This is a genomic window from Rhizobium sp. ERR 942 (genome assembly GCF_007828395.1).
Lineage (GTDB): Bacteria > Pseudomonadota > Alphaproteobacteria > Rhizobiales > Rhizobiaceae > Rhizobium > Rhizobium dioscoreae.
This window is the reverse complement of record NZ_VIUA01000001.1, coordinates 600,339-623,246: the sequence shown is the minus strand read 5'-3', so window position 1 is coordinate 623,246 and position 22,908 is coordinate 600,339. Positions and strand designations below refer to the sequence as shown.

The 22,908-nt window shown below is 59.6% G+C and carries 22 protein-coding genes; 8 read left to right on the top strand and 14 right to left on the bottom strand.

What is annotated here, in order from left to right:
* Window positions 1-17 precede the first annotated feature (17 nt).
* The 3 genes from FBZ97_RS03035 (at window position 18) to FBZ97_RS03020 (ending at window position 2,971) form a co-directional block, all read left to right on the top strand.
* Entirely contained in the window at window positions 18-935 is a 918-nt protein-coding gene (locus FBZ97_RS03035; RefSeq protein WP_113332313.1) for a sugar kinase, read from the top strand.
* 123 nt (window positions 936-1,058) lie between these two features.
* Window positions 1,059-2,168 carry a glycosyltransferase family 1 protein gene (locus tag FBZ97_RS03030; protein ID WP_145316460.1) on the top strand — a complete coding sequence of 370 codons (1,110 nt, stop codon included), beginning with the start codon at window positions 1,059-1,061 and terminating at the stop codon, window positions 2,166-2,168.
* A gap of 362 nt (window positions 2,169-2,530) precedes the next feature.
* Window positions 2,531-2,971: a MarR family transcriptional regulator gene (locus FBZ97_RS03020; RefSeq protein WP_145316457.1), complete on the top strand. Its 441-nt coding sequence runs from the start codon at window positions 2,531-2,533 to the stop codon at window positions 2,969-2,971.
* 39 nt (window positions 2,972-3,010) lie between these two features.
* Here FBZ97_RS03020 and der read toward each other — a convergent pair whose 3' ends face one another.
* From der to FBZ97_RS03005, 3 genes are all read right to left on the bottom strand, one after another.
* On the bottom strand, window positions 3,011-4,438 hold the full coding sequence (der, locus tag FBZ97_RS03015; RefSeq protein ID WP_145316455.1) for a ribosome biogenesis GTPase Der: 1,428 nt from the start codon (window positions 4,436-4,438) through the stop codon (window positions 3,011-3,013).
* Window positions 4,439-4,449: 11 nt separating this feature from the next.
* On the bottom strand, window positions 4,450-5,133 hold the full coding sequence (locus FBZ97_RS03010) for a tetratricopeptide repeat protein (RefSeq protein ID WP_113388979.1): 684 nt from the start codon (window positions 5,131-5,133) through the stop codon (window positions 4,450-4,452).
* A 97-nt stretch (window positions 5,134-5,230) separates the two neighbouring features.
* Window positions 5,231-5,812: an NnrU family protein gene (locus FBZ97_RS03005; RefSeq protein WP_145316453.1), complete on the bottom strand. Its 582-nt coding sequence runs from the start codon at window positions 5,810-5,812 to the stop codon at window positions 5,231-5,233.
* Between the two features lie 179 nt (window positions 5,813-5,991).
* On the opposite strand from FBZ97_RS03005, the gene FBZ97_RS03000 reads away from it, so the two are divergent.
* Window positions 5,992-6,972, top strand: coding sequence for a polysaccharide deacetylase (locus tag FBZ97_RS03000; RefSeq protein WP_145316451.1), 981 nt, complete (start codon window positions 5,992-5,994; stop codon window positions 6,970-6,972).
* Between the two features lie 191 nt (window positions 6,973-7,163).
* Here FBZ97_RS03000 and sbmA read toward each other — a convergent pair whose 3' ends face one another.
* Complete coding sequence (gene sbmA / locus FBZ97_RS02995) at window positions 7,164-8,429, bottom strand: peptide antibiotic transporter SbmA (protein ID WP_145316450.1); 1,266 nt, start codon at window positions 8,427-8,429, stop codon at window positions 7,164-7,166.
* Window positions 8,430-8,861: 432 nt separating this feature from the next.
* Here sbmA and FBZ97_RS02990 point away from each other — a divergent pair, with 432 nt between their 5' ends.
* Entirely contained in the window at window positions 8,862-9,446 is a 585-nt protein-coding gene (locus tag FBZ97_RS02990; protein ID WP_113388982.1) for a PadR family transcriptional regulator, read from the top strand.
* Window positions 9,447-9,498: 52 nt separating this feature from the next.
* Here the strand turns inward: FBZ97_RS02990 and map are convergent, their stop codons facing one another.
* The 9 genes from map to glpK form a co-directional block, all read right to left on the bottom strand.
* The gene (map, locus tag FBZ97_RS02985; protein WP_145316448.1) at window positions 9,499-10,251 is read right to left on the bottom strand and encodes a type I methionyl aminopeptidase; all 753 of its coding nucleotides are present in this window, start codon (window positions 10,249-10,251) and stop codon (window positions 9,499-9,501) included.
* A gap of 137 nt (window positions 10,252-10,388) precedes the next feature.
* Window positions 10,389-10,901, bottom strand: a complete 513-nt coding sequence (locus FBZ97_RS02980) for a GNAT family protein (protein WP_113388984.1) — start codon at window positions 10,899-10,901, stop codon at window positions 10,389-10,391.
* Window positions 10,902-10,952: 51 nt separating this feature from the next.
* Window positions 10,953-11,381: a DoxX family protein gene (locus FBZ97_RS02975; protein ID WP_145316446.1), complete on the bottom strand. Its 429-nt coding sequence runs from the start codon at window positions 11,379-11,381 to the stop codon at window positions 10,953-10,955.
* A 30-nt stretch (window positions 11,382-11,411) separates the two neighbouring features.
* Complete coding sequence (locus FBZ97_RS02970) at window positions 11,412-11,882, bottom strand: SRPBCC family protein (RefSeq protein ID WP_145316444.1); 471 nt, start codon at window positions 11,880-11,882, stop codon at window positions 11,412-11,414.
* Between the two features lie 99 nt (window positions 11,883-11,981).
* Window positions 11,982-13,238: an RNA polymerase sigma factor gene (locus FBZ97_RS02965; protein WP_145316442.1), complete on the bottom strand. Its 1,257-nt coding sequence runs from the start codon at window positions 13,236-13,238 to the stop codon at window positions 11,982-11,984.
* A complete protein-coding gene (locus tag FBZ97_RS02960) occupies window positions 13,235-13,609 on the bottom strand; it encodes a YciI family protein (protein WP_112340622.1) in 375 nt (124 codons plus the stop codon). The genes FBZ97_RS02965 and FBZ97_RS02960 overlap by 4 nt, the downstream gene beginning before the upstream one ends.
* Before the next feature lie 79 nt (window positions 13,610-13,688).
* Window positions 13,689-14,603 carry an LD-carboxypeptidase gene (locus FBZ97_RS02955; RefSeq protein WP_246661688.1) on the bottom strand — a complete coding sequence of 305 codons (915 nt, stop codon included), beginning with the start codon at window positions 14,601-14,603 and terminating at the stop codon, window positions 13,689-13,691.
* 99 nt (window positions 14,604-14,702) lie between these two features.
* Window positions 14,703-15,506, bottom strand: a complete 804-nt coding sequence (locus FBZ97_RS02950) for a membrane-anchored protein (RefSeq protein ID WP_145316440.1) — start codon at window positions 15,504-15,506, stop codon at window positions 14,703-14,705.
* 178 nt (window positions 15,507-15,684) lie between these two features.
* Window positions 15,685-17,187, bottom strand: coding sequence for a glycerol kinase GlpK (glpK, locus tag FBZ97_RS02945; protein WP_145316438.1), 1,503 nt, complete (start codon window positions 17,185-17,187; stop codon window positions 15,685-15,687).
* A 222-nt stretch (window positions 17,188-17,409) separates the two neighbouring features.
* On the opposite strand from glpK, the gene FBZ97_RS02940 reads away from it, so the two are divergent.
* From FBZ97_RS02940 to xdhB, 3 genes are all read left to right on the top strand, one after another.
* Window positions 17,410-18,186 carry a 3-hydroxybutyrate dehydrogenase gene (locus FBZ97_RS02940; RefSeq protein WP_113351804.1) on the top strand — a complete coding sequence of 259 codons (777 nt, stop codon included), beginning with the start codon at window positions 17,410-17,412 and terminating at the stop codon, window positions 18,184-18,186.
* 69 nt (window positions 18,187-18,255) lie between these two features.
* Complete coding sequence (gene xdhA / locus FBZ97_RS02935; protein WP_145316436.1) at window positions 18,256-19,722, top strand: xanthine dehydrogenase small subunit; 1,467 nt, start codon at window positions 18,256-18,258, stop codon at window positions 19,720-19,722.
* A gap of 260 nt (window positions 19,723-19,982) precedes the next feature.
* Window positions 19,983-22,322 carry a xanthine dehydrogenase molybdopterin binding subunit gene (gene xdhB / locus FBZ97_RS02930; RefSeq protein WP_145316434.1) on the top strand — a complete coding sequence of 780 codons (2,340 nt, stop codon included), beginning with the start codon at window positions 19,983-19,985 and terminating at the stop codon, window positions 22,320-22,322.
* Window positions 22,323-22,609: 287 nt separating this feature from the next.
* Here the strand turns inward: xdhB and FBZ97_RS02925 are convergent, their stop codons facing one another.
* Window positions 22,610-22,813 (bottom strand): hypothetical protein, encoded by a 204-nt coding sequence (locus FBZ97_RS02925; RefSeq protein ID WP_145316432.1) that lies wholly within the window; start codon window positions 22,811-22,813, stop codon window positions 22,610-22,612.
* Window positions 22,814-22,908: the final 95 nt, after the last annotated feature.

The window sequence follows — 22,908 nt, the reverse complement described above, 5'->3', positions numbered from 1 at the left end:
AAATGCAGGAGGCAGTCTTGGGCGGGCGTTTTCTATCGATCGGCGAATGCATGGTGGAATTGTCGCAGGCCGATGACGGGCACCTGCGCAAGGGCTTTGCCGGCGACACCTTCAACACCGCCTGGTATGCCCGCGCCTGCTTGCCGGCCGACTGGTCGATCGATTATTTCACCGCACTCGGCGACGATGCCATGTCCGACGAAATGGTCGCCTTCATGGGCGGCGCCGGCATCGGCACGGCGAGCATCCGCCGCCTGCGCGGCAAGACTCCCGGCCTCTACATGATCAATTTGAAGGATGGCGAACGCTCCTTCAGTTACTGGCGCGATAGCTCCGCCGCCCGCCAGCTTGCAGCCGATGGCGATGCCCTGCGCGCTGCAATCGAAGCCTCCGATGTCCTTTATTTCTCAGGCATCACGCTGGCGATCCTGCCGCGCGAAGACGCCTTCACGCTGCTCGCAGAACTGCGTCGCGCCAAGGCTGCCGGCAAGCTGGTTGCCTTCGATCCGAACCTGCGCCCTCGTCTGTGGTCCAGCCTCGACGCCATGCACACCATGATTTCGGAAGGTGCGCGCGCCGCAACGCTCGTCATGCCGAGCTTCGATGATGAAGCCGTGCATTTCGGCGACGATTCGATTCCCGCCACCATCCGCCGTTACCGGCAGTACGGAGCCCAGATGATCGTCGTCAAGAACGGCGCCGAGGGCGCGACCATCGGCGATGGTACCGATGAGACCCTCGTCCCGGCGGTCAAGGTCGCCAAGGTCGTCGACACCACCAGCGCCGGCGACAGCTTCAATGGCGCATTTCTGGCTCACTATCTGCAGCATCAGGATGCGGTCGCTGCCGTCGGCTTCGCAGCCAAGATCGCGGCAAAGGTCATTCAGGAATACGGTGCGCTCGTCTCGCCCGAGAAGCTGAAGTCCATCCGCTAAACGCTGTAATATTTCCATCATGGACACCCCCCACAATAGAGTGGGCGCGGGAATCATGTTTGAAACACCGCAATCGCTGGCACCATCATCATGAGGATGCGGTGCGGATGGACTGTTTTGGGCATGTTGCAACGCTTGTCAGACATCGATCAAACCACCTGGACGCAGGCGGCGACACCTGTCGCAGTACCCGAACGGCTGCTCATCGTCAGCGATGCCTGGCATCCACAGGTCAACGGCGTCGTCCGCTCCATTGAGAACACCAATCGGGAACTGACGCGCATGGGCGTCGAGGTCTCGATGATCACGCCGGACGGCTTTCGTAATATCCCCTGCCCGACCTACCCGGAAATCCGGCTTTCGATCGCCAGCTACCGCAAGATCGCCGCAAGAATAGAAGCACTCCGGCCGACTTATGTCCACATCGCTACGGAGGGTCCCCTCGGGCTTACGGCCAGGCGCTGGTGCCTGAGAAACGGTATGCCGTTTTCGACCAGCTACCACACCCGCTTTCCTGAATATGTGGCCGCGCGTTTGCCGATACCGGAGAGTTGGCTCTACGCCTTCATCAAATGGTTTCACAATGCCGGCTACGGCTGCATGGTGGCGACACCAAGCCTTGCTAGCGAGCTTAAACTGCGCGGCATTCGCAATCTGCTGCCCTGGAGCCGTGGCATAGATTCCCGCCTCTTCCGTCCCCAACCACTTGACGACAACCCCTTCGGCTTGCCCCGCCCCATCTTCATGACTGTCGGCCGCGTTGCGCTGGAGAAGAACCTGCCCGCCTTCCTCGATCTCGACCTGCCTGGATCGAAAGTGGTAGTGGGCGATGGCCCCGCCCGAGCCGAACTGCAGAAGCTCTACCCTGATGTCCATTTTCTTGGCGCGAAATTCGGCGAGGAACTGGCGCATGCCTATTCGCAGGCCGACGTCTTCGTCTTCCCGTCCAAGACCGACACCTTTGGCAACGCCATTCTGGAAGCGCTCGCAAGCGGCGTTCCGGTCGCCGCCTACCCCGTCACCGGCCCCGCGGATATTCTGGGAGGAAACAGGGCTGCCGGCGTTGTAGATGCCGATCTAGCAACGGCCTGCCTCGCCGCACTCTCTTGCTCCCGCGATGCCGCACGCACGCTGGCACTCAACTATTCCTGGGAGGCGGCGACGGCGCAATTTATCGGCAATGTCAGAATTGCCAATCACCGAGGCCGGCTGCACGTCCACAACAAGCATTGAGTCCCCAAACGATCGGCACCATCAGTGAAGTTGCAGCTCCGGCCTTACATGCCGTCAACGATCACCGCGCCGCCCTGACGGCATAGCATAGCCCTGCATGAGGATTGGATAGCTGCGTCTTATCCAGCACGATGAAGCCCGCATCGAGCAATGGCGCGAAGAACGTCATTTGATTCTTATCTTTGGACCACCATTTATGCCACTCGATCACTATGGCATTGATCGACCCGAAAAGACCGTGCCTCGCCAGAGCCTCAGCAGCTGCCTTTCCAAAACGGAAGAAACCCGTAGCTCAGGCATAAATTTGGGTGTACAATTATTTATCGCACGATCTACATTAGACCTCTCAGGGAGTACTTGAGATGACCGACGACCCGTTAAAGCTGGATAACTTCATCTGCTTCGCGCTCTATTCGGCGAACCATGCGATGAATCGTCTCTATAAGCCGATGCTGGACGCGCTCAATCTTACCTATCCGCAATATCTCGTCATGGTGACACTATGGGAGGAAGACGGCCAGACCGTTGGCGGCATCGGTGAAAAGCTGTTTCTGGAATCAAGCACGCTGACACCGCTCTTGAAGCGCCTGGAAGCAGCCGGCTTCATCAAGCGTATCCGCAGCAAGGAAGACGAGCGCCAGGTGCTGATTCAACTGACCAGTGAAGGCAAGGCCCTGAAGAAGATGGCCGCAACCGTTCCCCCTTGCATTCTCGACGCCACCGAGCAGACAGTGGACGAATTGGCACGGCTGAAGGCGGAAATCACGACGTTGCGCGAGGCGCTCAGCAGGAATGCCGCCTGATTGAAGCGCGCCCATCTCTCGATGGGGCGCTTCGGCGAGTTACCGCTTCTTTTTGTTTTCGTAGGGATTTTCCGACGAGCGGAAATGAATGCGGATGGGCACGCCCGGCATGGAGAAGTCCTGACGAAGGCCATTGATCAGATAGCGCACATAGGACTCCGGCAGCGCATCCGAACGGGTGCAGGAAATCATGAAGGCCGGCGGCCGCGCCTTTACCTGCGTCATGTATTTCAGCTTGATGCGGCGGCCGGAAACGGCCGGTGGCGGATGCTGAACCTGCTGCGTCTCGAGCCAGCGGTTGAGGCGCGCGGTCGAAACACGCTTGTTCCAGACTTTGTCGGTATCGACGATCGCTTGCATCAGGCGATCAAGCCCCTCGCCCGTCTGGCCGGCAATCGGTATGGCGCGAATGCCCCGCGCCTGGGGCAATAACCGGTCGGTCTTTTCGCGCAGATCGGCGAGCACGGCTTGGCGATCCTCGATCATGTCCCACTTGTTGAAGGCGAGCACGGCGGCACGCCCCTCGCGGATCACGAGATCGACGATCTGCAGATCCTGCTTCTCGAAGGAAATGGTTGCATCAAAGACGATAACGACGGTTTCGGCGAAACGGATGGCGCGCAGCGTGTCGGCAACCGAAAGCTTCTCCAGCTTCTCCGTGACCTTCGCCTTGCGGCGCATTCCGGCGGTATCGAACATTTTGACGGTACGGCCGCGCCAGCTCCAGTCGACGGAGATGGAATCGCGGGTGATGCCGGCTTCCGGGCCGGTCAGCAGCCTGTCTTCGCCAAGGAAGCGGTTGATGAGCGTCGACTTACCGGCATTCGGACGGCCGACGATCGCCACGCGCAACGGGCGCGTCTCGTCATAGGCGGGCTCTTCGTCGATCTCTTCGCCATCTTCGCCGACGGAAGGACGTGGAATGCTGACATTCGTCTCCGCCTCATCTTCCTCTTCCCCGAAGGCGCGTTCGGGGCCGATTGCCTCAACGATCGCGTCGCGCAGATCCATCATGCCCTGGCCGTGTTCGGCCGAGATCGGGCAAGGTTCGCCGAGACCGAGCGTATAGGCGTCGTAGAATCCGCTGTCGGAACCACGCGCTTCGGATTTGTTGGCAACCAGCACCACGGGCCGGCCGCGCTTGCGCAGCATTTCGGCAAGCGTCTTGTCGACATGCGTCAGGCCCATCTTGGCATCGACGACGAACAGCGTCAGGTCGGCTTCGTCGATCGCGGCTTCCGTCTGGGCGCGCATACGGCCCTGAAGCGATTCATCCTGAGCCTCTTCAAGACCGGCGGTGTCGACGATGCGAAAACGGAGATCGATCAGCTTGGCATCGCCGGGACGACGGTCACGCGTGACGCCCGGCGTATCGTCGACGAGCGCCAGCTTCTTGCCAACCAGCCGGTTGAACAGCGTGGACTTGCCGACATTCGGGCGACCGACGATCGCGACCGTAAAACTCATTGAGGGATCCTTCAGCCTTTTGCGACCGGAGCCTTGCCGGATGCAGTGATGAGATCGAGCAGCATCTGGGCACGGTTGGCAACATTGCGCGGGCTCTGCGGATCGTCGACGATCGCCTGGAACCACTGCCGGGCCTTGGCGAAATCGCCGGCCTTGTAAGCGGCAAGGCCGAGAACGTCGCGCGCCGAATGGCGGAAGGCGTCAGCGGGGACGGCCAGTTCCTGGGCTTCGGCGGCGACCTGATCGTAGGTGCCGGTATCGACGAGAAGGTAGGCAGCACGCAGGCGGGCCGCATTACGGATAACGACCGGAAGGTCCGTCTGCTTGCCGACCGCCGAGAACGTGGCGATGGCAGCGGCCTTGTCCCCCTTCTGCGCCTGCAGCGTCGCGGCGCGCAGGCGGGCCAGCACCGGATAGGAGCCAGGGCCGTTCTTTTCGATGGCGGCGAATGCGGCCAGCGCTTCATCCGTCTTGTTCTGATCGGCAAGCGTCAGCGCGGCAATGAACTGATCGCCACCGCTGCCGGCCTGATTGCCGGCCCAATAGCGATAGCCGCTATAGGCTGCAGTGCCAAGGACGACGAGCACGGCAGCACCGATGATGAGCTTGCCGAAACGACGCCATATGAACCGCAGCTGGTCCGAGCGCAGTTCCTCGTTCACCTCGCGGATGAAGCTATCGTCATTGAATGCCATTCTTGTCTCCGGCCCAGGCCAAATAGTTCAAAGCTTAGGTTTAGTGGGGCCTTCTACTCCATTTTGCGGCTGATGTAAGGGGGAATGGCAGAAATCGTCACATAACGAGCGGCGAAACCCCGATAATCCACGCATGAAGCTTCCAAATGATCAAGGCCCAGACAATGACGCCGATGACGATCGCATAAAGATCATATTTCGCCGAAACGAACGGACGCAGGGTGATTTCGCCGGCCCGCTCGCGCCGTTTCAGCGAAATGCGCAGAATTACGCCCCAGGCGAGGAAGGCGGCAAAGAGCAATATCGCCGCTCCATCGCCATTCGACAGGAGATGCGCCAACGCCCAGATCTTCACCGACAGCACCATCGGATGCTTGGTCCTGACCGCGATATGCCCCGCCGGCAGCAGCGAGGCGACAAGACAGATCAGGGCGAAGAGCATCAGCAGAATGGTGATGTGGCTCATCCAGAACGGCGGCGTCCAGATCGGGGTCATGTCGCGCGCCTGACCGAAACCGTAGATCAGAATGACCAGCGCCACGATGCTGGCAATCGAATAGGCACCCTTCCAGCCGCCCTGACCCAAACGCGCGATCATCGAGCTTCTGAGGCCGGGGGTAACAACACGGACCAGATGGAGGCCGAGAAAGAGAACAATGCCGAGAACGAGCAATGCCATGGATGAAATCCTTTATGGTCTTGTAGTCACATCCTTATCGGCTGCCGCAAAAAAATGCCAGCATCACCGCAGCTTCGCCGCAATTGCGCGAAAGGAAGGAAGCGATCCTGAGCGCGCTATCCGATATCGCTGGACGATTCCTGGCAATCCGTGCTCGACGCAATCAATATTCGGTGCCCATGTTTCGCTTTGCTACCTGTCTCTCCGTCGCCATTTCCTTAGGGCTCCCCGTCGCCGGCCGGGCCGATGACAAGCCCAAGCAACTCGTCATGATCTCCTTCGATGGTGCTCATGACAATGCGCTCTGGACCAAGAGCCGCGAGATCGCTTCGCGCAATGGCGCGCATTTCACCTACTTTCTGTCCTGCACCTTCCTCATGAACAAGACGCAGGCCAAGGCCTATCAGGGACCGAAGCAGCGGCCGGGCAAATCGAATGTCGGCTTCGCCAAGAGCGAGGACGATGTCCGCACCCGCATCGCCAACATCTGGGGCGCCCACCAGGAAGGCCACGACATCTCAAGCCACGCCTGCGGCCATTTCGACGGCAAGGGCTGGAGTACTGCTGACTGGAAACAGGAATTCATGAATGCGCGGATCGCGCTTCGGGACGCCTGGAAGAATGTTGGCCTTGCCGACAAGGAGCCCCAGGGTTGGGAAGATTTCGCGACGAACGACGTCAAGGGATTTCGCGCGCCCTATCTCTCCACCAGCGATGGCCTCGTGCCAGCGGAAAAGGAGATGGGTTTTCAGTATGATGCAAGTCTGGTCACCAAAGGCCCTGCACTGCCGCAGGTCGTCGACGGCATCTATCGCTTCGGTCTGCCATTGATCCCCGAAGGTCCCGAACATCGCCTGGTCATCGGCATGGACTACAATCTCTATGTCCGCCATTCCAAGGGCGTCGAGGACAAGGCCAATGCCAAGATCTATGAAGACCGCACCTTCGATGCCTTCGAAGCCGCCTTCAACAAGCAATATGACGGTGAGCGCATTCCGCTGCAGCTCGGTTTCCATTTCGTCGAAATGAATGACGGCGCCTATTGGCGCGCCCTCGACCGCTTCGTCAGCGATGTCTGCCACAAGCAGGATGTTGCCTGCGTCAGCTATTCCGAAGCGATTCCATTGATTGCGGCGCGTGGCAAGCCGCAGCAGGGGTGAGGAGCGGTCGAACGAAGCCCTCGTGGTTCGAGACGGCCTTTCAGGCGGCCTCACCATGAGGACGCCTCCTGCAGAAGGCTGAATATTGAATTGGCTTCACGCAACAATGCGCTCCATCCTCACCCTGAGCTTGTCGGAGGCGAGGATGGCCCGAATATTCTAACCAACGAAAAGTCTACGGAGCCTTCTCATCAGCCGTCGGCGTGGATGACGCCCGCTTCGCGTTCCAGATAGGTTTGATCGATCTTCGGTAACGGCTCATCGTCGATCGCTGCCTCGAAAGCCTTCAGACGCTTGTGAATCGACAGAAGCTCGATGATCGTCGTCCAAGAATTGACGAGGTATTGGAAGGAATTGCTGACCTGACCGAAGGCAGTCGCGATCTGCTGATATATACCGTATGTGATCGCACCGGCAACGAAGGTCGGCACCAGCATGAACAATACGAACATCGTATCGGCCTGCAGATAGAAATAGCGCGCGACGTTGAAATAAACGTAGTGGAAGTAGATGCGGAAATAATTGCGCCGAACGTTGGCGAAAAGCTCCTTCACCGTCGTGGGCTGTGCCCGCTCTTCGTGATCCTCACCATAGACAAGCTCCTTGCGATAAGCCGCCTCTACGCGCTGGTTCTTGAAATTCAGCCCAGGAAGCTTGATGCCAGCGACCGCCAGTAGAACGGTGCCAAAGATCGACCAGAAAAGCGCCAGCCAGAAAAGTGAATGCGGAATTTTGCCAATAATCGGCAGCTCCGTTACGTAGGTCGAAAGCGCAAGCAGGATTGGCAGGAAAACAATCAGCGTCATAACGGAATTGATGAGACTGATGCCGAGGCCTTCCAGCACACTGGAAAAGCGCATTGTGTCTTCCTGCACACGCTGCGAGGCACCCTCGATATGGCGAAGCTTCTCCCACTTCGACATGTAGAAGTCGTTCATCGCCGTCCGCCAGCGGAAGATGTAGTGGCTCGTAAAGAAATCCGTCAGAATCGAGACGAACATGCTGAGGAACGCGATCTGCGCAAAGATGATCATCAACGAATAGAAACTGTCAGTCGTCACACCCGGCTGCTTCGTGAGTGCAGCCTGTAGCAGATCGCCGAAGGGGCGGCGAAAATTGTTGATAACTACGGTGACCTGAACACCGAAATAGGTAACCAGGATGATGAGCGCAGAACCCCAAAGCGACCAAATCTTCCAGGGATGGCTCCAGGCGCGAATGTGCCAAGCACCACAGAAGATAACGATGCAGGCAAGAAAGAATCCGTAAAACCAGAGATTTCCCCACAGCAGAAAATAGCTGAGATCGTATGGCTCCTTTCCTTCACCAGGCAACACGAAACCTAGCCGTGTCCCCAGCTCCGAAAAGAACAGATACCAGGCCGCAATGCAGGCAAGCGTCCAGACCACCATTGACGTGAAGAAAGGTTTCGGCTGCGGAAAGAAGGAGTGGAACACGGTGGATAGGCTTCCTTGATCGGGTTCAGACTGGAACCGCAAATGACGTTAATTTGTGGCGAGCCTAGGACAGTTCGCCAAGAGCGGCAACCGGCCAAGACATATTCTTACATAGATGTAATCGCTTATCCCACGATCGTGATGCAGTTGTTCAGCAACGGATTTTCACCCATTGGATGAACTCTCTCCCGCTTTTGAATGATAACCTGCAAGCGATCGTCCCATCTCGCAGCTCGCCCCTTGCAGAAAACTATCTTACGATATATGTCTTACGACATGACTAACGATATAAACTCTCACCCTTCAAGGAGAAACGATATGAGAGGTTTTAGAGATCGTCACATGTTCGGAGATGGCTTTGACATCGTCGAGGCATATATCCTACGACACGGTCGAGGCCGTGATTCGCGCGGCGAGCACAGGAGAGACTTCATGAGAGGCTTCAAGGGCGGCATGTTCGGCGGCGGGTTTCGCACCGGCCGCAAGTTCGATGCGGCCGACCTGCAGCTCATCATCCTCGCTTTGCTCTCCGAGCAGCCGCGTCACGGCTATGAGCTGATCAAGACCTTCGAGGAGCGCTCCGGAGGCTTTTATGTACCGAGCCCGGGCGTCATCTACCCGGCGCTGACCTATCTCGAAGAGACCGGCCAGGCCGAAGTCGAGGTGAGCGGCACGAAAAAGCTCTACCGCATCACCGAAAGCGGCCAGAAGCGCGTCGACGACAACCGTGATCTGGTCGAAGTGACGCTCGCCAAGCTCACGTCCATCGGCGAGAAAATGGCCCGCGTCCGCGAGGTTTTCGGCGGTGAAGACGAGGATGGCCGTGACAATCCGTTCGACCGCCATGGCAGCGGCGATGTGCATCGCGCCCGCCACCTACTGCGTTCCGCGCTTCGCTCGAAGTTCCCATGGAGCAAGGCCGAAGGCGCACGCATCGCGGCAATCCTCGAGCGCGCCGCCGCCGATATCATCCGCGGCGAAACGAAGGACGAGGACAGCCCAAAGGCTGGCGATTGAGCTACGGCATGTCGCGCAAAACTGCGTAGCGGTTTTGCGATAACGACATGCTTCATGCGTCCGGCAATGTCAGGATGACCGGCCCGTTGCGGGTAGCGATGATCGTGTGTTCGTACTGGACCGTGGGTGCCTGGGGATCGGCATAGAGCGTCCACGCGTCGTCGCCGCCCTCTGCCCAGGTTGCACCGAGCGACAGAAATGGCTCGACCGTAAAAACCAGGCCATCCTCCATGATCCGGGTCTCGGAAGGGTCCGCCCAGGTGGAAACCTCGGCGGGCTCTTCGTGCAGCGAGCGACCGATGCCATGACTGGCGAGATTGGCAATCAAAGTATAGCGGTTCTTCTGCGCGAAGGCGCCGACCGCCTGCCCGATCTTCGCAAGCGGCGCACCGCTCTTCACCTGATTGAGGCCGACCCAGAGCGCCCTCTTACCGTCGCGGCAAAGGCGCTCGATCTTCGGCTTGACCGGCGGCACGGTAAAGGAAGCGCCGGTATCGGAGAAGAAACCATCCTTCTCGGCCGATACATCGAGATTGACCAGATCTCCCGCCTTGATAACACGTGGGCCTGGAATGCCATGAGCCACTTCCTCGTTGACGCTGATGCAGGTCGCGCCGGGGAACTTGTAGACCAGTTCCGGCGCCGATTGCGCGCCGGCATCTTCCAGCGCCTTGCGGCCGATCGCGTCGAGTTCCAGCGTCGTGATACCCGGCTCCAATGCCACGGCCATAGCCTGCAACGCATTGGCGCAGATACGGCCGATATCTTTTAGTTTGGTCAGTTCTTCTTCGGTCGAAACGATCATCTACGGCTTCCGGCACCCTCGCACTCTCGGCAAGTGCGGCGAGAGGCTCAAGGTCGCTTTCGCCCCTTCCCTCCGCACAGTCAATGTCTTTGTGAGGTTTTCCGCCAGATAGCGCGGCTTTCCAAATCCGAAAGAGGTCAGGAACGAGGATCGTCCGCGAGCAATGCCCAGCGTTCATGATCACACCAGACGCCGCCGATTTTCAAATATTTGGGCGAGAACCCTTCCTTGCGGAAGCCGAGCCGTTTGACCAGCGCAATGGACGCATGGTTGCCCGGCTGGATATTGGCCTCCACGCGATGCAGGCCCACCGCATCGAAGGCGTGCGCGACGGCCAGACGAACCGCTTCAGTCATGAACCCCTGACCGGCGAAACCCACCATGCCGTGATAGCCGAGAAAGGCGCTGCGAAAACCTCCCCAGACCATCTGGCTGATATTGACGACACCGACGATGCCGCCCGAACCGGGGTCGCGCGCCACCAGTCCGATATTCGGCCCCGTCACCGTCTGACCGAACCACGCGTCGAAACCGTCACGATCAAGGAAGGGATAGGCCCAGGGCACATGGTGCGCGCGGCTCGCGATATTGGCGGCGATCAGCTCGTCCGCATCCGATTGCCTGACCGGCGCGATGATCACTTGCGGCATGGCTCGCTCCGTCCTTATTGAGGAGCGAGCCTTACCAAATCGAATCCAAAATCAAAAGCTTCGCTGAAAGAACGGAATCATTTTCCGAACCGCTTCATAACGAAGATAAAGTCCGCCCCAGGCGATCACTCCAAGATAAACGCCGAACAGCAGATGCGAGAAGATCGGGCTGCCGACTCTCAGATGCGTCGCGATCGCCCCACCGAGCAGACCCGTCAGCAGGATGGCGCCGAGGACGGACGTCCTCGGGATCGCATAGAGAATGGCGCAGCCGAGCGTGATGATGCCGAGCAGCCGCGCAAGTGCCGGATCGGCAGAATAACCAAGCCCCGCCATCGTCTCGGTGACGACCGAAAGCGGAACAAGCTTGATCGCGCCATCGAACAGCAGGAAGGCGATGACCAGTCCGCTCAGGACCATACCGGTCACGCGCTGCGCGCGCGTGACCGATGGCAAAGATGAATCAGCAGCACAAGACATTGTCACATCCCCCGGAATTGAATCGGAAATTCAGATCTTGGCTGCCAGTGCTGCGAGCTGCTCGGCGCACTGACCCCATCCCTGATGGAAGCCCATCTTCTCATGCGCCTCGCGATCCTCCGCGGACCAATGCAGCACCGTGGCGGTATAACGGGTCTTGCCACTGTCGAGCTCGTCGAGCTGGATCGTCACCACCATGAAAGGCTTGGCCGACGGCACCCAGGCGCTGGTGAAGGCATCTGTGAAGACGATCCGCTCATTCGGCACCACTTCCAGATAGACGCCGTTGCCCGGATAATCCTCGCCTTCTGGGCTGCGCATGGTGATCGAGCTTGAGCCTCCGGCACGAGCGTCGACGCTGGCTGCCGATATCGTCCATGGCAGCGGTGCGAACCATTGTTTCAAGAGCTCCACTTCGGTCCAGCAACGGAAGATCTTGTCTCGTGGTGCGTCGATGACGCGGGTCAGGGAAAGCTCGTGGCGTTGGCTCGGTTCAGTCATATCTTGCTCCTCTTTATTGTTTGACGCGGCCTGCTCGGTCCATACACGAATGACGTTCGAGACGGTCATTTCCCGACAGCGAAGACGCAGATTTTTCGATTATTTTGCCGCGGCAACAGCATCCGCGCTCAGACGATCGAGCTGATAACGGATATGGGCTGCCTCGGCAGGCGAACGGGCGAGCGCGATCGCTCTGTCGAAGGCGACGCGCGCTTCCTGAACGCGGCCGAGCTGTGCAAGCAGGCCGCCCCTCACCCCATGAAAATAGAAATAGCTGTCGAGCTGCGCTTCCAGCGGCGCAATCAACGCCAGAGCCGCCTCCGGCCCCTTGAGCTTCGAGAGCGCGACCGAGCGGTTGAGTGTGACGACCGGTGACGGCGTCAGCCGCTCCAGCATCTGGTAGAGAAGATCGATCTCTTCCCAATCCGTATCGGCGGCGCGCTTCGCCCTTGAATGCAGCGCCGCAATCGCCGCCTGCACCTGATAGGGACCAGGCTTGCGGTGACGGATCGCCTTGTCGAGCAGCGCCAGTGCCTCGTCGATCAATGTCCGATCCCAGAGCGAACGATCCTGATCTTCCAGAAGGATGATCTGTCCATTGACATCGAACCTCGCATCCTTGCGCGATTGCTGCAGGAGCATCAGTGCCAGCAGCGCCATGGTTTCCGGCTCGGAGGGAAAGATTCGCAACAGCAACCGGCCAAGCCGGATCGCCTCGTCGGCGAAAGCGGCCGCCTCACGATGGATTCCGCCGGCCGAATAGCCTTCGTTGTAGATCAGGTAGATCATGGCGCTGACAAGCGCCAGCCTTTCGCTCCGCTCTACCGCACCCGGTGTTTCGAAGGGAACGCCAGCTGCAGCGACACGCGCCTTGGCTCTTGTAATGCGCTGCTCCATCGCGCTTTCGCTGACGAGGAAGGCGCGAGCGATCTGCTGCACCGAAAGGCCGGAAACGATGCGCAGCGCAAGCGCGATCTGTTGCGTTGCCGGCAGATCCGGATGACAGCATATAAACAGCAGCCGAAGGATGTCATCACGATAGCCCGACCCGTCGAGCCGTTCGGCCAGATCACTCTCCACATCACTCGTATCGGAGATCGCCTCTTCATCCGGCAGGCTCTGCAATTTGGCCTGCTTGCGCGCCGTATCGATGCCGCTGTTGCGGCCGACGAAGATCAGCCAGGCAATGGGATCGCGCGGCGGCCCCTTGTCGAGCCAGGTCTTCAGAGCCCTGAGGCAGGCCTCCTGAAAGGCCTCCTCGGCGGTATCGAGGTTGCGGAAATAACGCAAGAGAGCGCCCATCACCTGGGGTCGGGCGTTGGTAAGCGCAATATCGATCCAGGCAATGTCGGTCATGTTGCAACGGCTCCCGGCCGGAAGACATAAAGCGGGCGGATTTCATAGGAGCCGACGCCGGGATTGGCCGCGGCAAGCTCCTTCGAAAAACCGATGGCTTCGTCTAAAGTTTCGAAATCGACGACGTAGAAACCGAGCAACTGCTCCTTCGTTTCCGCGAAGGGACCGTCGATCACGATCGGTTCGTTCTTGCCCTTGCGCAGGGTCGTTGCCGCCGTCGTCGGCATCAACCGTGCGACGGGGCCGAGCTTTCCAGCCTCCCGCAGCGGTTCCTGCACGGCAATCAACCGTGCCATCGTCGCGTCTTCCTGCTCCTTGGACCAGGCAAACACGGTGTCTTCGTCGTTGTAGCATAGGATCGCATAAAGCATTGAGATTCCCTTCTCCCTTTAAAGACGAAGGAATATCACCTGCTCCGACAGACTGCGTCAAAAAATATCGAAGATGACCTCAGATGTTACCACGCCGGATCGCCAGCATACCGGCCTTCGCATCAAGCTCCGCCACGGCGCCGATAAAAACGCTTGCCGGGCTATCGCCATGCCCGAGCGGCAGGCCGCCGAGGATCGGCACTTTCAGTTCGGTCAGATGTTCACGCAGGATGTCGATCACCGAATAAGGGCGGTCGAACTCGAAGTCAGTAAACTGGCCAATAGCGACCCCTGCCAAACCTTCCAGATGCCCCGCCTTGCGCAGCATGGTCATCTGCCGATCCACCTGACCAGGATACAGACCGATGGCCTCAAGCAGCAGGATGGCACCGTGCATATCCGGCAGCGCCCAGCCGGCCGATGCCGCCACCATATCGAGGTTGCCGCCGATCAGCCGGCCCTTAGCCATACCGTCTGTTGTCAGCCTCGAGGTCGGCTCTTCCGGGCGCGAGCCGATAACGATGTCCTCGGTTGTCATCAGCGCTCGACGCATCGATTCGCGCGTATAAGAGCTGACACCATCTTCGCTCGGCCCGATGGAAAATGCGCCGTGAATACCGACCTGGTGGCAATGTCTCAGCAGGCTCAAATGCAATGCGGTGATGTCACTGAAGCCGATAAGAAATTTCGGGTCACGCCGCGCTGCGGCAAAATCCAGTTGATCGGCGATGCGATAAGATCCCTTGCCGCCGCGAGTGGTGAAGATCGCCCGCACATCGGGATCGCGAAACGCGGCGTTGAGATCCGACAGCCGCTCTTCGTCCGTGCCAGCAAGATAATTCCACTTGCGGAAGGCATACTCACCGAAATCGACGGTGAGCCCCCAACCCTTCAGGATTTCGGCGTTTCTCAGAACCATATCCCTGTCGGGTGAGCTTGCGGGCGACACAAAACGCACCCTGTCGCCCGGCCGTAGTGGCGGCGGCATCAGCATTGGACTGACCTCTGCGCAATCGAGTGATTCTAAGCTGCGATCTTGGCACGGAATCACGACCAGCGTCAGCCGCAGATTGACCGTTGGCGGATCCTTAGCTCAAGAATTGATGACGGCCTCAGCCGTTATCGGTGCCGGTCGCTTGCCCTTGGCATCGGCTTCAACTGTCCGGCCGGCCTTCGCCTTGCCTGCCCATAACGGCAGGCCGATGGATTGCGACACGACCGGATCACTTGTGAACACCGGATAGCCGCGTTCTAAAAGCCGTTCGAGAACCTCGCGGTCCTTGCGGACGTGCAGCCGGGCGAGATTTTCCTGATTATAGACATGCCCGCCTGAATCGGGATTGATGCCGGTGATGATCACTTCGGTGGCGCCGTTATAGATCGCGAAGAGCACGGCATTGATGCCGTTCGAGCATTTGTCGTCGGCGCCGAGTTCGCTGCACTTCACCCCGCCGACCCGGTCGAGCAGTGCCATGCGCTTGTAGCGATCGACGATCTCCAGCTTGTCGTAGCTATAGTTGAATCTCCGCAGACCCTCTTCCAGCCGCTCGCGCTCTTTCCGCCAGAGCAGAACGTAGAGCATCTTGGTCCGTTCGCCGTTCAGAACCCGTCGCACCTCGACGGCATTGGTGTTGGTGCCTTCGATCTGGTTGAACTGGACGAGCGTCACATCGGGCGCCTCGATCCCCCAGCCCTTCGTCACAGTCTGCGAACCGTTGATGGTGATGACCTTGAAGCTCTCATCGAAATCCACCGGCCTGTTCGAAATCGGCGCCGAGCCGACGACGAGAACAGGCCCATCGAACCGCTCGGCCAGCATCGGTGGCTTCGGCCGGGTCAGATGATATTTGATCTGCCGGTAGTAATGTTTTTTCAGTTCAGAAAATTGAGCAGCCATTATTCGCTTTATCGTCTCTTGAGAAGGCGTCCGCCCTCAAAAGGCGCGGTCCGGCGAAATGCGGCCCGGAATCCTCCCCGCGCCACGAACAAGGCGAGTATCGCTGCGCGCACTTATATAAGCAAAATAAAGAAATCTTACACGACATAACCTGGGGTGAGCAGCCGATGAGGGCCGATCACCCCTGCCGTGTACTCAAGGTGCGCGAGACCGCGTTCTTCCAGCCTTTGAGCTTCGCGTTTCGGGTCTTGTCATCCATGCTGGGCTCGAAACGCCTGTCGCGTGCCCAGGCCTTGGCGAAGCCGGCGCGATCCGGCCAGACCTCGGCCCGGCTGCCAGCAAGCCAGGCAGCGCCCAGTGCGGTCGTTTCGAGGATCGTCGGACGGTCGACCGGAGCATTCAGCAGATCTGCAAGCCGCTGCATCGTCCAGTCGGAAGCAACCATGCCACCATCGACACGTAGTACCGTCTCCTGTCCGTTGCCGTTGCGCCAATCCTTATGCATGGCATCCAGGAGATCGCGAGACTGGTAGCAGACCGCCTCCAGTGCCGCCCGGACGATCTCCTCGGGTCCGGTATTGCGCGTCAGCCCGAAAATCGCGCCGCGTGCATCCGGATCCCAATGCGGTGCCCCGAGGCCGGTGAAGGCCGGCACCAGATAAACCTCCTGCAGCGGATCGGCCTTGGCCGCCAGCTCACCGGAATCCGATGCACGCTGGATCGCCTTCAGGCCATCGCGCAGCCATTGTACCGCAGCCCCTGCGATGAAGATCGATCCCTCAAGCGCATAGGTCGTCTCGCCATTCAGCCGATAGGCGATGGTGGTCAGCAGGCGATTCTTCGAGCGCACCATATCAGCGCCGGTGTTGAGCAGTGCGAAGCAGCCAGTGCCGTAGGTGGATTTCATCATGCCGCGTTCAAAGCAAGCCTGACCGATCGTCGCCGCCTGCTGGTCGCCGGCAACGCCGAGAATCGGGATTTCCGTGCCGAAATGCGTGGCATCCGTGACGCCGAAATCGGCGGCACAGTCCTTCACTTCAGGCAGCATGGCAGCGGGAACGCGCAGGATATCCAGCAGCTCCTCGTCCCATTGGTTCGCGCCGATATTGTACATCAGCGTCCGCGAGGCATTGGTCGCATCGGTGACGAAGCTCTTACCCCCGGTCAGCCGCCAGATCAGGAAAGTATCGATGGTGCCGAAGCACAGCTTGCCTTTGGCGGCAAGGGCACGCGCATCTTTCACGTTGGATAGCAGCCAGGAGAGTTTGGTGCCGGAAAAATAGGGATCGAGCAGCAGGCCGGTGCGACGCGTGAAGAGCTTTTCCAGGTCCTGCCGCTTCAGTTTCTCGCAATAGCTCGCCGTGCGACGATCCTGCCAGACAATGGCATTGTGGATCGGCTTGCCGGTCTCGCGATCCCACACGACGACCGTCTCGCGCTGATTTGTGATGCCGAGGGCTGCAATATCCTTGGCGGTGATGCCGGCAGCCTCGATCGCCTTGCGGACGGTGACGAGGACAGAGGACCAGATTTCCTCCGGATCGTGCTCTACCCAGCCCGGCTTCGGATAATGCTGAGTGAATTCCTTCTGCCCGACACCGGCAACCTTCATCTTGCCGTCGAAAACGATAGCCCGTGTCGACGTCGTTCCCTGATCGATCGCCAAGACATAACCGCTCATGCACTCCTCCCGCCTGTTGCGTCCCGAAACAACAGATACGCGAGCAAAACGAATGTGAAAAGAAAGCAAAACGAAATTTTTTCGCTAAAGGATATACTTTTCGATTCACAGCATCATGGCCGAAGGGCCACCAGCATTGCGATTGCCATATCCGGAGGTTTGGGACTAGGCTGAGATCGTTTTGCACTGCAGCAGGAAGCTGCGCTGTCCAAGGAGATGATCATGGCAAGAACAGTTGTCGTCACCGGTTCCACAAGCGGTATCGGCCTCGCCATCGCGGCGGCCTTCGCCGCCAAGGGCGATAACGTCGTCATCAACGGCTTCGGAAAGCCCGAGGAAATCGATGCGATCAAGACGAAGCTCGAAGCCTCCGGCGGCGGCAAGGTGATCTATCATCCGGCCGATATGACGAAGCCTGCCGAGATCGCCGATTTGATCGCGACTGCCAACTCCACCTTCGGCAGCGTCGATGTTCTCGTCAATAATGCCGGCATCCAGCATGTCGAGAAGATCGAGGATTTCCCGATCGAGAAATGGGATCAGATCATCGCGATCAATCTCTCCAGCTCTTTCCACACCATCCGCGCCGCCATTCCGCTGATGAAGGCTAGGAAATACGGGCGCATCATCAACATCGCCTCGGCGCACGGCCTTGTCGCCTCGCCCTTCAAATCCGCCTATGTCGCGGCAAAACATGGTATATTGGGCTTGACCAAGACGGCAGCGCTCGAGCTTGCCGAGTTCGGCGTGACGGTGAACGCCATTTGCCCCGGCTACGTCCTGACCCCGCTTGTCGAGAAGCAGATCCCGGACACCGCCAAGGCCCGCGGCATGACCGAGGAGCAGGTCAAGAACGAAGTCATCCTCAAGGCCCAGCCGACGCACGAATTCGTCAAGGCCGAGGAGATCGGCGCCCTGTCGCTCTACCTTGCCAGCGACGAGGCACGTCAGGTCACCGGCACACACGTCTCGATTGACGGTGGCTGGACCGCGGAATAACCATTTGCGGTTAGGGCCGGATTCGTTCGCGCATCCGGCCCCGGCCAAGACATCATAAACGGGAACGACATGAGCGACAGCATCCGCTTTATCCTCAACGGCGAGGATATCATTCTATCCAGCCTGCGCCCTACCGAGACGCTGCTCGACTTCCTGCGTCTCAACCGGAGACTGACGGGCACGAAGGAAGGATGTGCGGAAGGCGACTGCGGCGCCTGCACGGTGCTTGTGGGACGTTTGATCGATGGTGGGCTGCACTATGAATCCGTCAACGCCTGCATCCGCTTCGTCGGCTCGCTGCATGCGACCCACGTCGTCACCGTCGAACATCTCGCCGCCCAGAACGGCACGCTTCACCCGGTCCAGCAGGCCATGGTCGATTGCCACGGCTCGCAATGCGGCTTCTGCACGCCGGGTTTCGTCATGTCGCTCTATGGTCTCTGGCTGACGACGGAAAAACCGAGCCGGGAGCAGATCGAAAAATCGCTGCAGGGCAACCTCTGTCGGTGCACGGGCTACGAGCCGATCGTCAAGGCGGCCGAACAGGTCAGCCAGAAGCGGCCGAGCGCTCTCTTCGATCCACTCGAAAAGACCAGGGCCGATATCATCGCCCGCCTCTGGGCGATGCAGGGTGGCGATACCATCGAGATTGCCGATGGTGAGGATCGCCTCATCGTGCCCGGCTCCGTCTCGGCGCTGGCACAGGTGCTTGCCGACGAGCCGACGGCGACCGTCGTCGCCGGCTCAACCGATGTCGGCCTATGGGTCACCAAGCAGATGCGCCGGCTGAACCCGGTCGTCTTTATCAATCATCTGACCGATCTGCAGAAAATCGTCGTCGAAGACGATGGGCTTGGTATCGGCGCCGGCGTCACCTACAGCCGCGCTTTTGCTGTGATCGGCGAAAAGATCCCGGCCTTTGCCAACCTCATCAACCGCATCGGCGGCGAGCAAGTGCGCAACATGGGCACCATCGGCGGCAATATCGCCAACGGCTCGCCGATCGGCGACACGCCGCCGCCGCTGATCGCGCTCGGCGCAACGGTGAAACTCCGCTCGACAGCGGGCACACGCAGCCTGCCGCTCGAAGATTTCTTCATCGATTACGGCAAGCAGGACCGGCATCCCGGTGAGTTCGTCGAGAGCATCTTCGTACCCTATCCGGCCAAGGGTACGCATTTCGCCGTCTACAAGATCTCCAAGCGCCGCGACGAGGATATTTCGGCTGCCTGCGGCGCCTTCCATCTGTCACTGGACGCCGCCGGCAATGTCGAAGATATCCGTATCGCCTTCGGCGGCATGGCCGGTACGCCGAAGCGCGCTCGCACGGTCGAGGCGGAATTGATCGGCAAACCCTGGAGTGAGGCAACCGTCATGGCCGCACGCGATGCCTTCGACAGCGACTACACGCCGCTCACCGATTGGCGTGCCTCCGCCGAATACCGCCAGCTGACCGCCAAGAATCTTCTCATCCGCTTCTATCTTGAGACATCAGGCGCACCGCAGGAATTGAAGCGCTTCGAGGTGCTCGCATGATGACGGATTTCAGATTTATTCAACCGTATTCCTTGAGCATGGCACGGTATCTTTCGGGGGATGACTGCAGCCGCTTCCTTTCCCCTTCTCCCCTCGGGGAGAAGGTGCCCGTAGGGCGGATGAGGGGGTCACGCAGCAAAGGGCAAGCTTCCTTCCATCTGGTCTCAGAACGCGCATCGCTTTGCGATGCATCCCCCTCATCCGGCCTGTCGGCCACCTTCTCCCCGCTGGGGAGAAGGGAAAACGCGGAGGTCTGAGCTATGGACAAGTCTACGTTCGAAGAAGCCAAGGTCCTCATCAACGGCTCGATGCACGGCTCGTTACGCCATGATTCCGCACATAAGCACGTCACCGGAGCCGCCGATTATATTGATGATATTCCCGAACCGGCCGGGCTGCTGCATGGCGCGCTGGGCCTTTCCGATCGCGCGCATGCCGAGATCACCGGCATCGATCTCTCGGCCGTTAAAGCCTATCCAGGTGTCGTCTGGGTCTTCACTGGCTCGGATATCCCCGGCGTCAACGACACCAGCTCCAACGGCATGCATGACGAACCGCTGCTTGCCGAGACGAAAGTCGAATTCCACGGGCAGCCGATCTTCGCCGTCATCGCCGAAACCCGCGATGCCGCCCGCCGTGCTGCCCGCCTTGCCAAGATCGACTATCGCGACCTGCCGCATTGGAGCGATATCGACGGCGCGCTCGCCAATGGCGCACCGCTCGTCTACGAACCGATGACGCTGAAGCGCGGCGAGCCGGAAACCGAAATGGCCAACGCCAAGCACCGCATCAAGGCGCAGATGCGCATCGGCGGACAGGAGCACTTCTATCTCGAAAGCCACATCGCTATGGCGATCCCCGGCGAGGACGACGAAGTCGCTGTCTGGTCCTCGACGCAGCATCCGAGCGAAATCCAGCATATCGTCGGCCATGTTCTCGGCATCCCGTCCAACGCCGTCACCGTCAACGTACGCCGCATGGGCGGCGGCTTCGGGGGCAAGGAAACGCAGGGCAACCAATTTGCGGCTCTTGCCGCCGTCGCCGCCAAGAAGCTCGGCCGCGCCGTTAAATTCCGGCCCGACCGCGACGAAGACATGAGCGCGACCGGCAAGCGGCACGACTTCCTCGTGGATTACGAGGTCGGCTTCGACGACGAAGGCCGCATCCACGCCGTCGACGCCACCTATGCCGCGCGCTGCGGCTTCTCCTCCGATCTTTCCGGCCCGGTGACCGACCGCGCGCTGTTCCATGCGGATTCCAGCTATTTCTACCCGCATGTGCATCTGGTCTCGAAGCCGCTGAAGACGCATACCGTCTCCAACACCGCCTTCCGTGGCTTTGGTGGCCCACAGGGCATGGTTGGTGGCGAGCGCATAATCGAGGAGATCGCCTACGCGCTCGGCAAGGATCCACTCGAAATCCGCCGTGCCAATTTCTACGGCCAGCCGGGCTCCGGCCGGACACTGACCCCCTATCATCAGGAGGTCACGGATAACATCATTAACCGCGTCGTCGACGAGCTCGAACAGAGTTCCGACTACCAGGCGCGGCGCAAGGCGATCATCGAATTCAACCGCTCCAGCCGGTTCATCCGCAAGGGCATCGCGCTGACGCCGGTGAAATTCGGCATCTCCTTCACCATGACCGCCTTCAATCAGGCCGGCGCGCTGGTGCACATCTATCAGGATGGCTCCATTCACCTGAACCATGGCGGCACCGAGATGGGCCAGGGCCTCTATACGAAGGTGGCGCAGGTTCTGGCCGACAGTTTCCAGGTCGATATCGACCGGGTGAAGATCACAGCGACAACAACAGGCAAGGTGCCGAATACATCGGCGACGGCTGCCTCATCCGGCTCCGACCTGAACGGCATGGCTGCCTTCGACGCCGCGCGGCAGATCAAGGAAAGGCTCATCGCCTTCGCAGCCGAGAAATGGGGAGTGGGCGCGGAAGAGGTGCAATTCCTCCCCAATCGCGTACGCGTCGGAGAAACGGAAATCCCCTTCCCCGATTTCGTCAAGCAGGCCTATTTCGCCCGCGTGCAGCTCTCGGCCGCCGGCTTCTACAAGACGCCGAAGATCCATTGGGACCGTAAGGCCGGCCGCGGCACGCCATTCTACTACTTCTCCTATGGCGCCGCCTGCTCGGAAGTGTCGATCGATACGCTGACGGGCGAATATCTGATCGACCGCACCGACATCCTTCACGATGTGGGTCGCTCGCTTAATCCGGCGATCGATATCGGCCAGGTCGAAGGTGCCTTCGTGCAAGGCATGGGCTGGCTGACGACCGAGGAGCTCTGGTGGGATGCCAAGGGCCGACTGCGCACCCATGCGCCCTCCACCTACAAGATCCCCCTCGCCTCCGACCGCCCGAAAATCTTCAACGTCCGCCTTGCGGAATGGTCGGAAAACACGGAGGCGACCATCGGCCGCTCGAAGGCCGTGGGCGAGCCGCCCTTCATGCTGAGCATATCCGTGCTCGAGGCCCTATCGATGGCGGTCGCCAGCGTCGCGGATTACCGCGTCTGCCCCCGCCTCGACGCCCCGGCGACACCGGAGCGCGTTCTGATGGCGGTGGAGCGGCTGAAGGGGATGTGATTGTCGTCCTGCCAAACGAGAGGACTGCATTTGACGCAGCCCCCTGTCAGCTTCGCTGACATCTCTCCCACAAGGGGGGAGATTGTTGGGGGTGTCGCTCCACCTAACAGAACATGCCACTGTCGTTTCCACAGATACTATCTTCGTTTGATATCCGAAGAAAGCTGCGGGTTACCCATCTCTCCCTTGTGAGGGAGATGTCCCGACAAGGACAGAGGGGAGCACTCATTCTCCACATATATGAAGGGTCTCAATTCATGACCCAACCCCTCGACGGTTCTCACCACCTACAGCAGCGACCTATCGTCATAACGCGGCTCACGCCCATCCAGAAATCCAAGGTCGCGCTTCAGCCGGTCCGGCATCTCATCGAGGTCTAGATGCGGTGACGGTTCGCCGTGCTTCAGGAAGACCTGCATCAACGGCTCCAGAAGACGCGCCACAAGCGCGGGCTTGGCTGCCTCCACCGGCTCGATCACATAATAGTCCATGACAACACCTCAATTCAATCAACGATGTGAATTGCAGTCTGGCGCGAAAAATGCTGAAATTCCAATCGAACTATCGTCTGCATACATAAAGAGAA

Coding starts and splice junctions, on each gene's coding strand:
- FBZ97_RS03030 (WP_145316460.1), top strand. CDS start 1,059: ATGTTGCAACGCTTGTCAGACATCGATCAAACCACCTGGACGCAGGCG.
- FBZ97_RS03020 (WP_145316457.1), top strand. CDS start 2,531: ATGACCGACGACCCGTTAAAGCTGGATAACTTCATCTGCTTCGCGCTC.
- der (WP_145316455.1), bottom strand. CDS start 4,438: ATGAGTTTTACGGTCGCGATCGTCGGTCGCCCGAATGTCGGCAAGTCC.
- FBZ97_RS03010 (WP_113388979.1), bottom strand. CDS start 5,133: ATGGCATTCAATGACGATAGCTTCATCCGCGAGGTGAACGAGGAACTG.
- FBZ97_RS03005 (WP_145316453.1), bottom strand. CDS start 5,812: ATGGCATTGCTCGTTCTCGGCATTGTTCTCTTTCTCGGCCTCCATCTG.
- FBZ97_RS03000 (WP_145316451.1), top strand. CDS start 5,992: ATGTTTCGCTTTGCTACCTGTCTCTCCGTCGCCATTTCCTTAGGGCTC.
- FBZ97_RS02990 (WP_113388982.1), top strand. CDS start 8,862: ATGAGAGGCTTCAAGGGCGGCATGTTCGGCGGCGGGTTTCGCACCGGC.
- map (WP_145316448.1), bottom strand. CDS start 10,251: ATGATCGTTTCGACCGAAGAAGAACTGACCAAACTAAAAGATATCGGC.
- FBZ97_RS02980 (WP_113388984.1), bottom strand. CDS start 10,901: ATGCCGCAAGTGATCATCGCGCCGGTCAGGCAATCGGATGCGGACGAG.
- FBZ97_RS02975 (WP_145316446.1), bottom strand. CDS start 11,381: ATGTCTTGTGCTGCTGATTCATCTTTGCCATCGGTCACGCGCGCGCAG.
- FBZ97_RS02970 (WP_145316444.1), bottom strand. CDS start 11,882: ATGACTGAACCGAGCCAACGCCACGAGCTTTCCCTGACCCGCGTCATC.
- FBZ97_RS02965 (WP_145316442.1), bottom strand. CDS start 13,238: ATGACCGACATTGCCTGGATCGATATTGCGCTTACCAACGCCCGACCC.
- FBZ97_RS02960 (WP_112340622.1), bottom strand. CDS start 13,609: ATGCTTTATGCGATCCTATGCTACAACGACGAAGACACCGTGTTTGCC.
- FBZ97_RS02955 (WP_246661688.1), bottom strand. CDS start 14,603: ATGCTGATGCCGCCGCCACTACGGCCGGGCGACAGGGTGCGTTTTGTG.
- FBZ97_RS02950 (WP_145316440.1), bottom strand. CDS start 15,506: ATGGCTGCTCAATTTTCTGAACTGAAAAAACATTACTACCGGCAGATC.
- glpK (WP_145316438.1), bottom strand. CDS start 17,187: ATGAGCGGTTATGTCTTGGCGATCGATCAGGGAACGACGTCGACACGG.
- FBZ97_RS02940 (WP_113351804.1), top strand. CDS start 17,410: ATGGCAAGAACAGTTGTCGTCACCGGTTCCACAAGCGGTATCGGCCTC.
- xdhA (WP_145316436.1), top strand. CDS start 18,256: ATGAGCGACAGCATCCGCTTTATCCTCAACGGCGAGGATATCATTCTA.
- xdhB (WP_145316434.1), top strand. CDS start 19,983: ATGGACAAGTCTACGTTCGAAGAAGCCAAGGTCCTCATCAACGGCTCG.
- FBZ97_RS02925 (WP_145316432.1), bottom strand. CDS start 22,813: ATGGACTATTATGTGATCGAGCCGGTGGAGGCAGCCAAGCCCGCGCTT.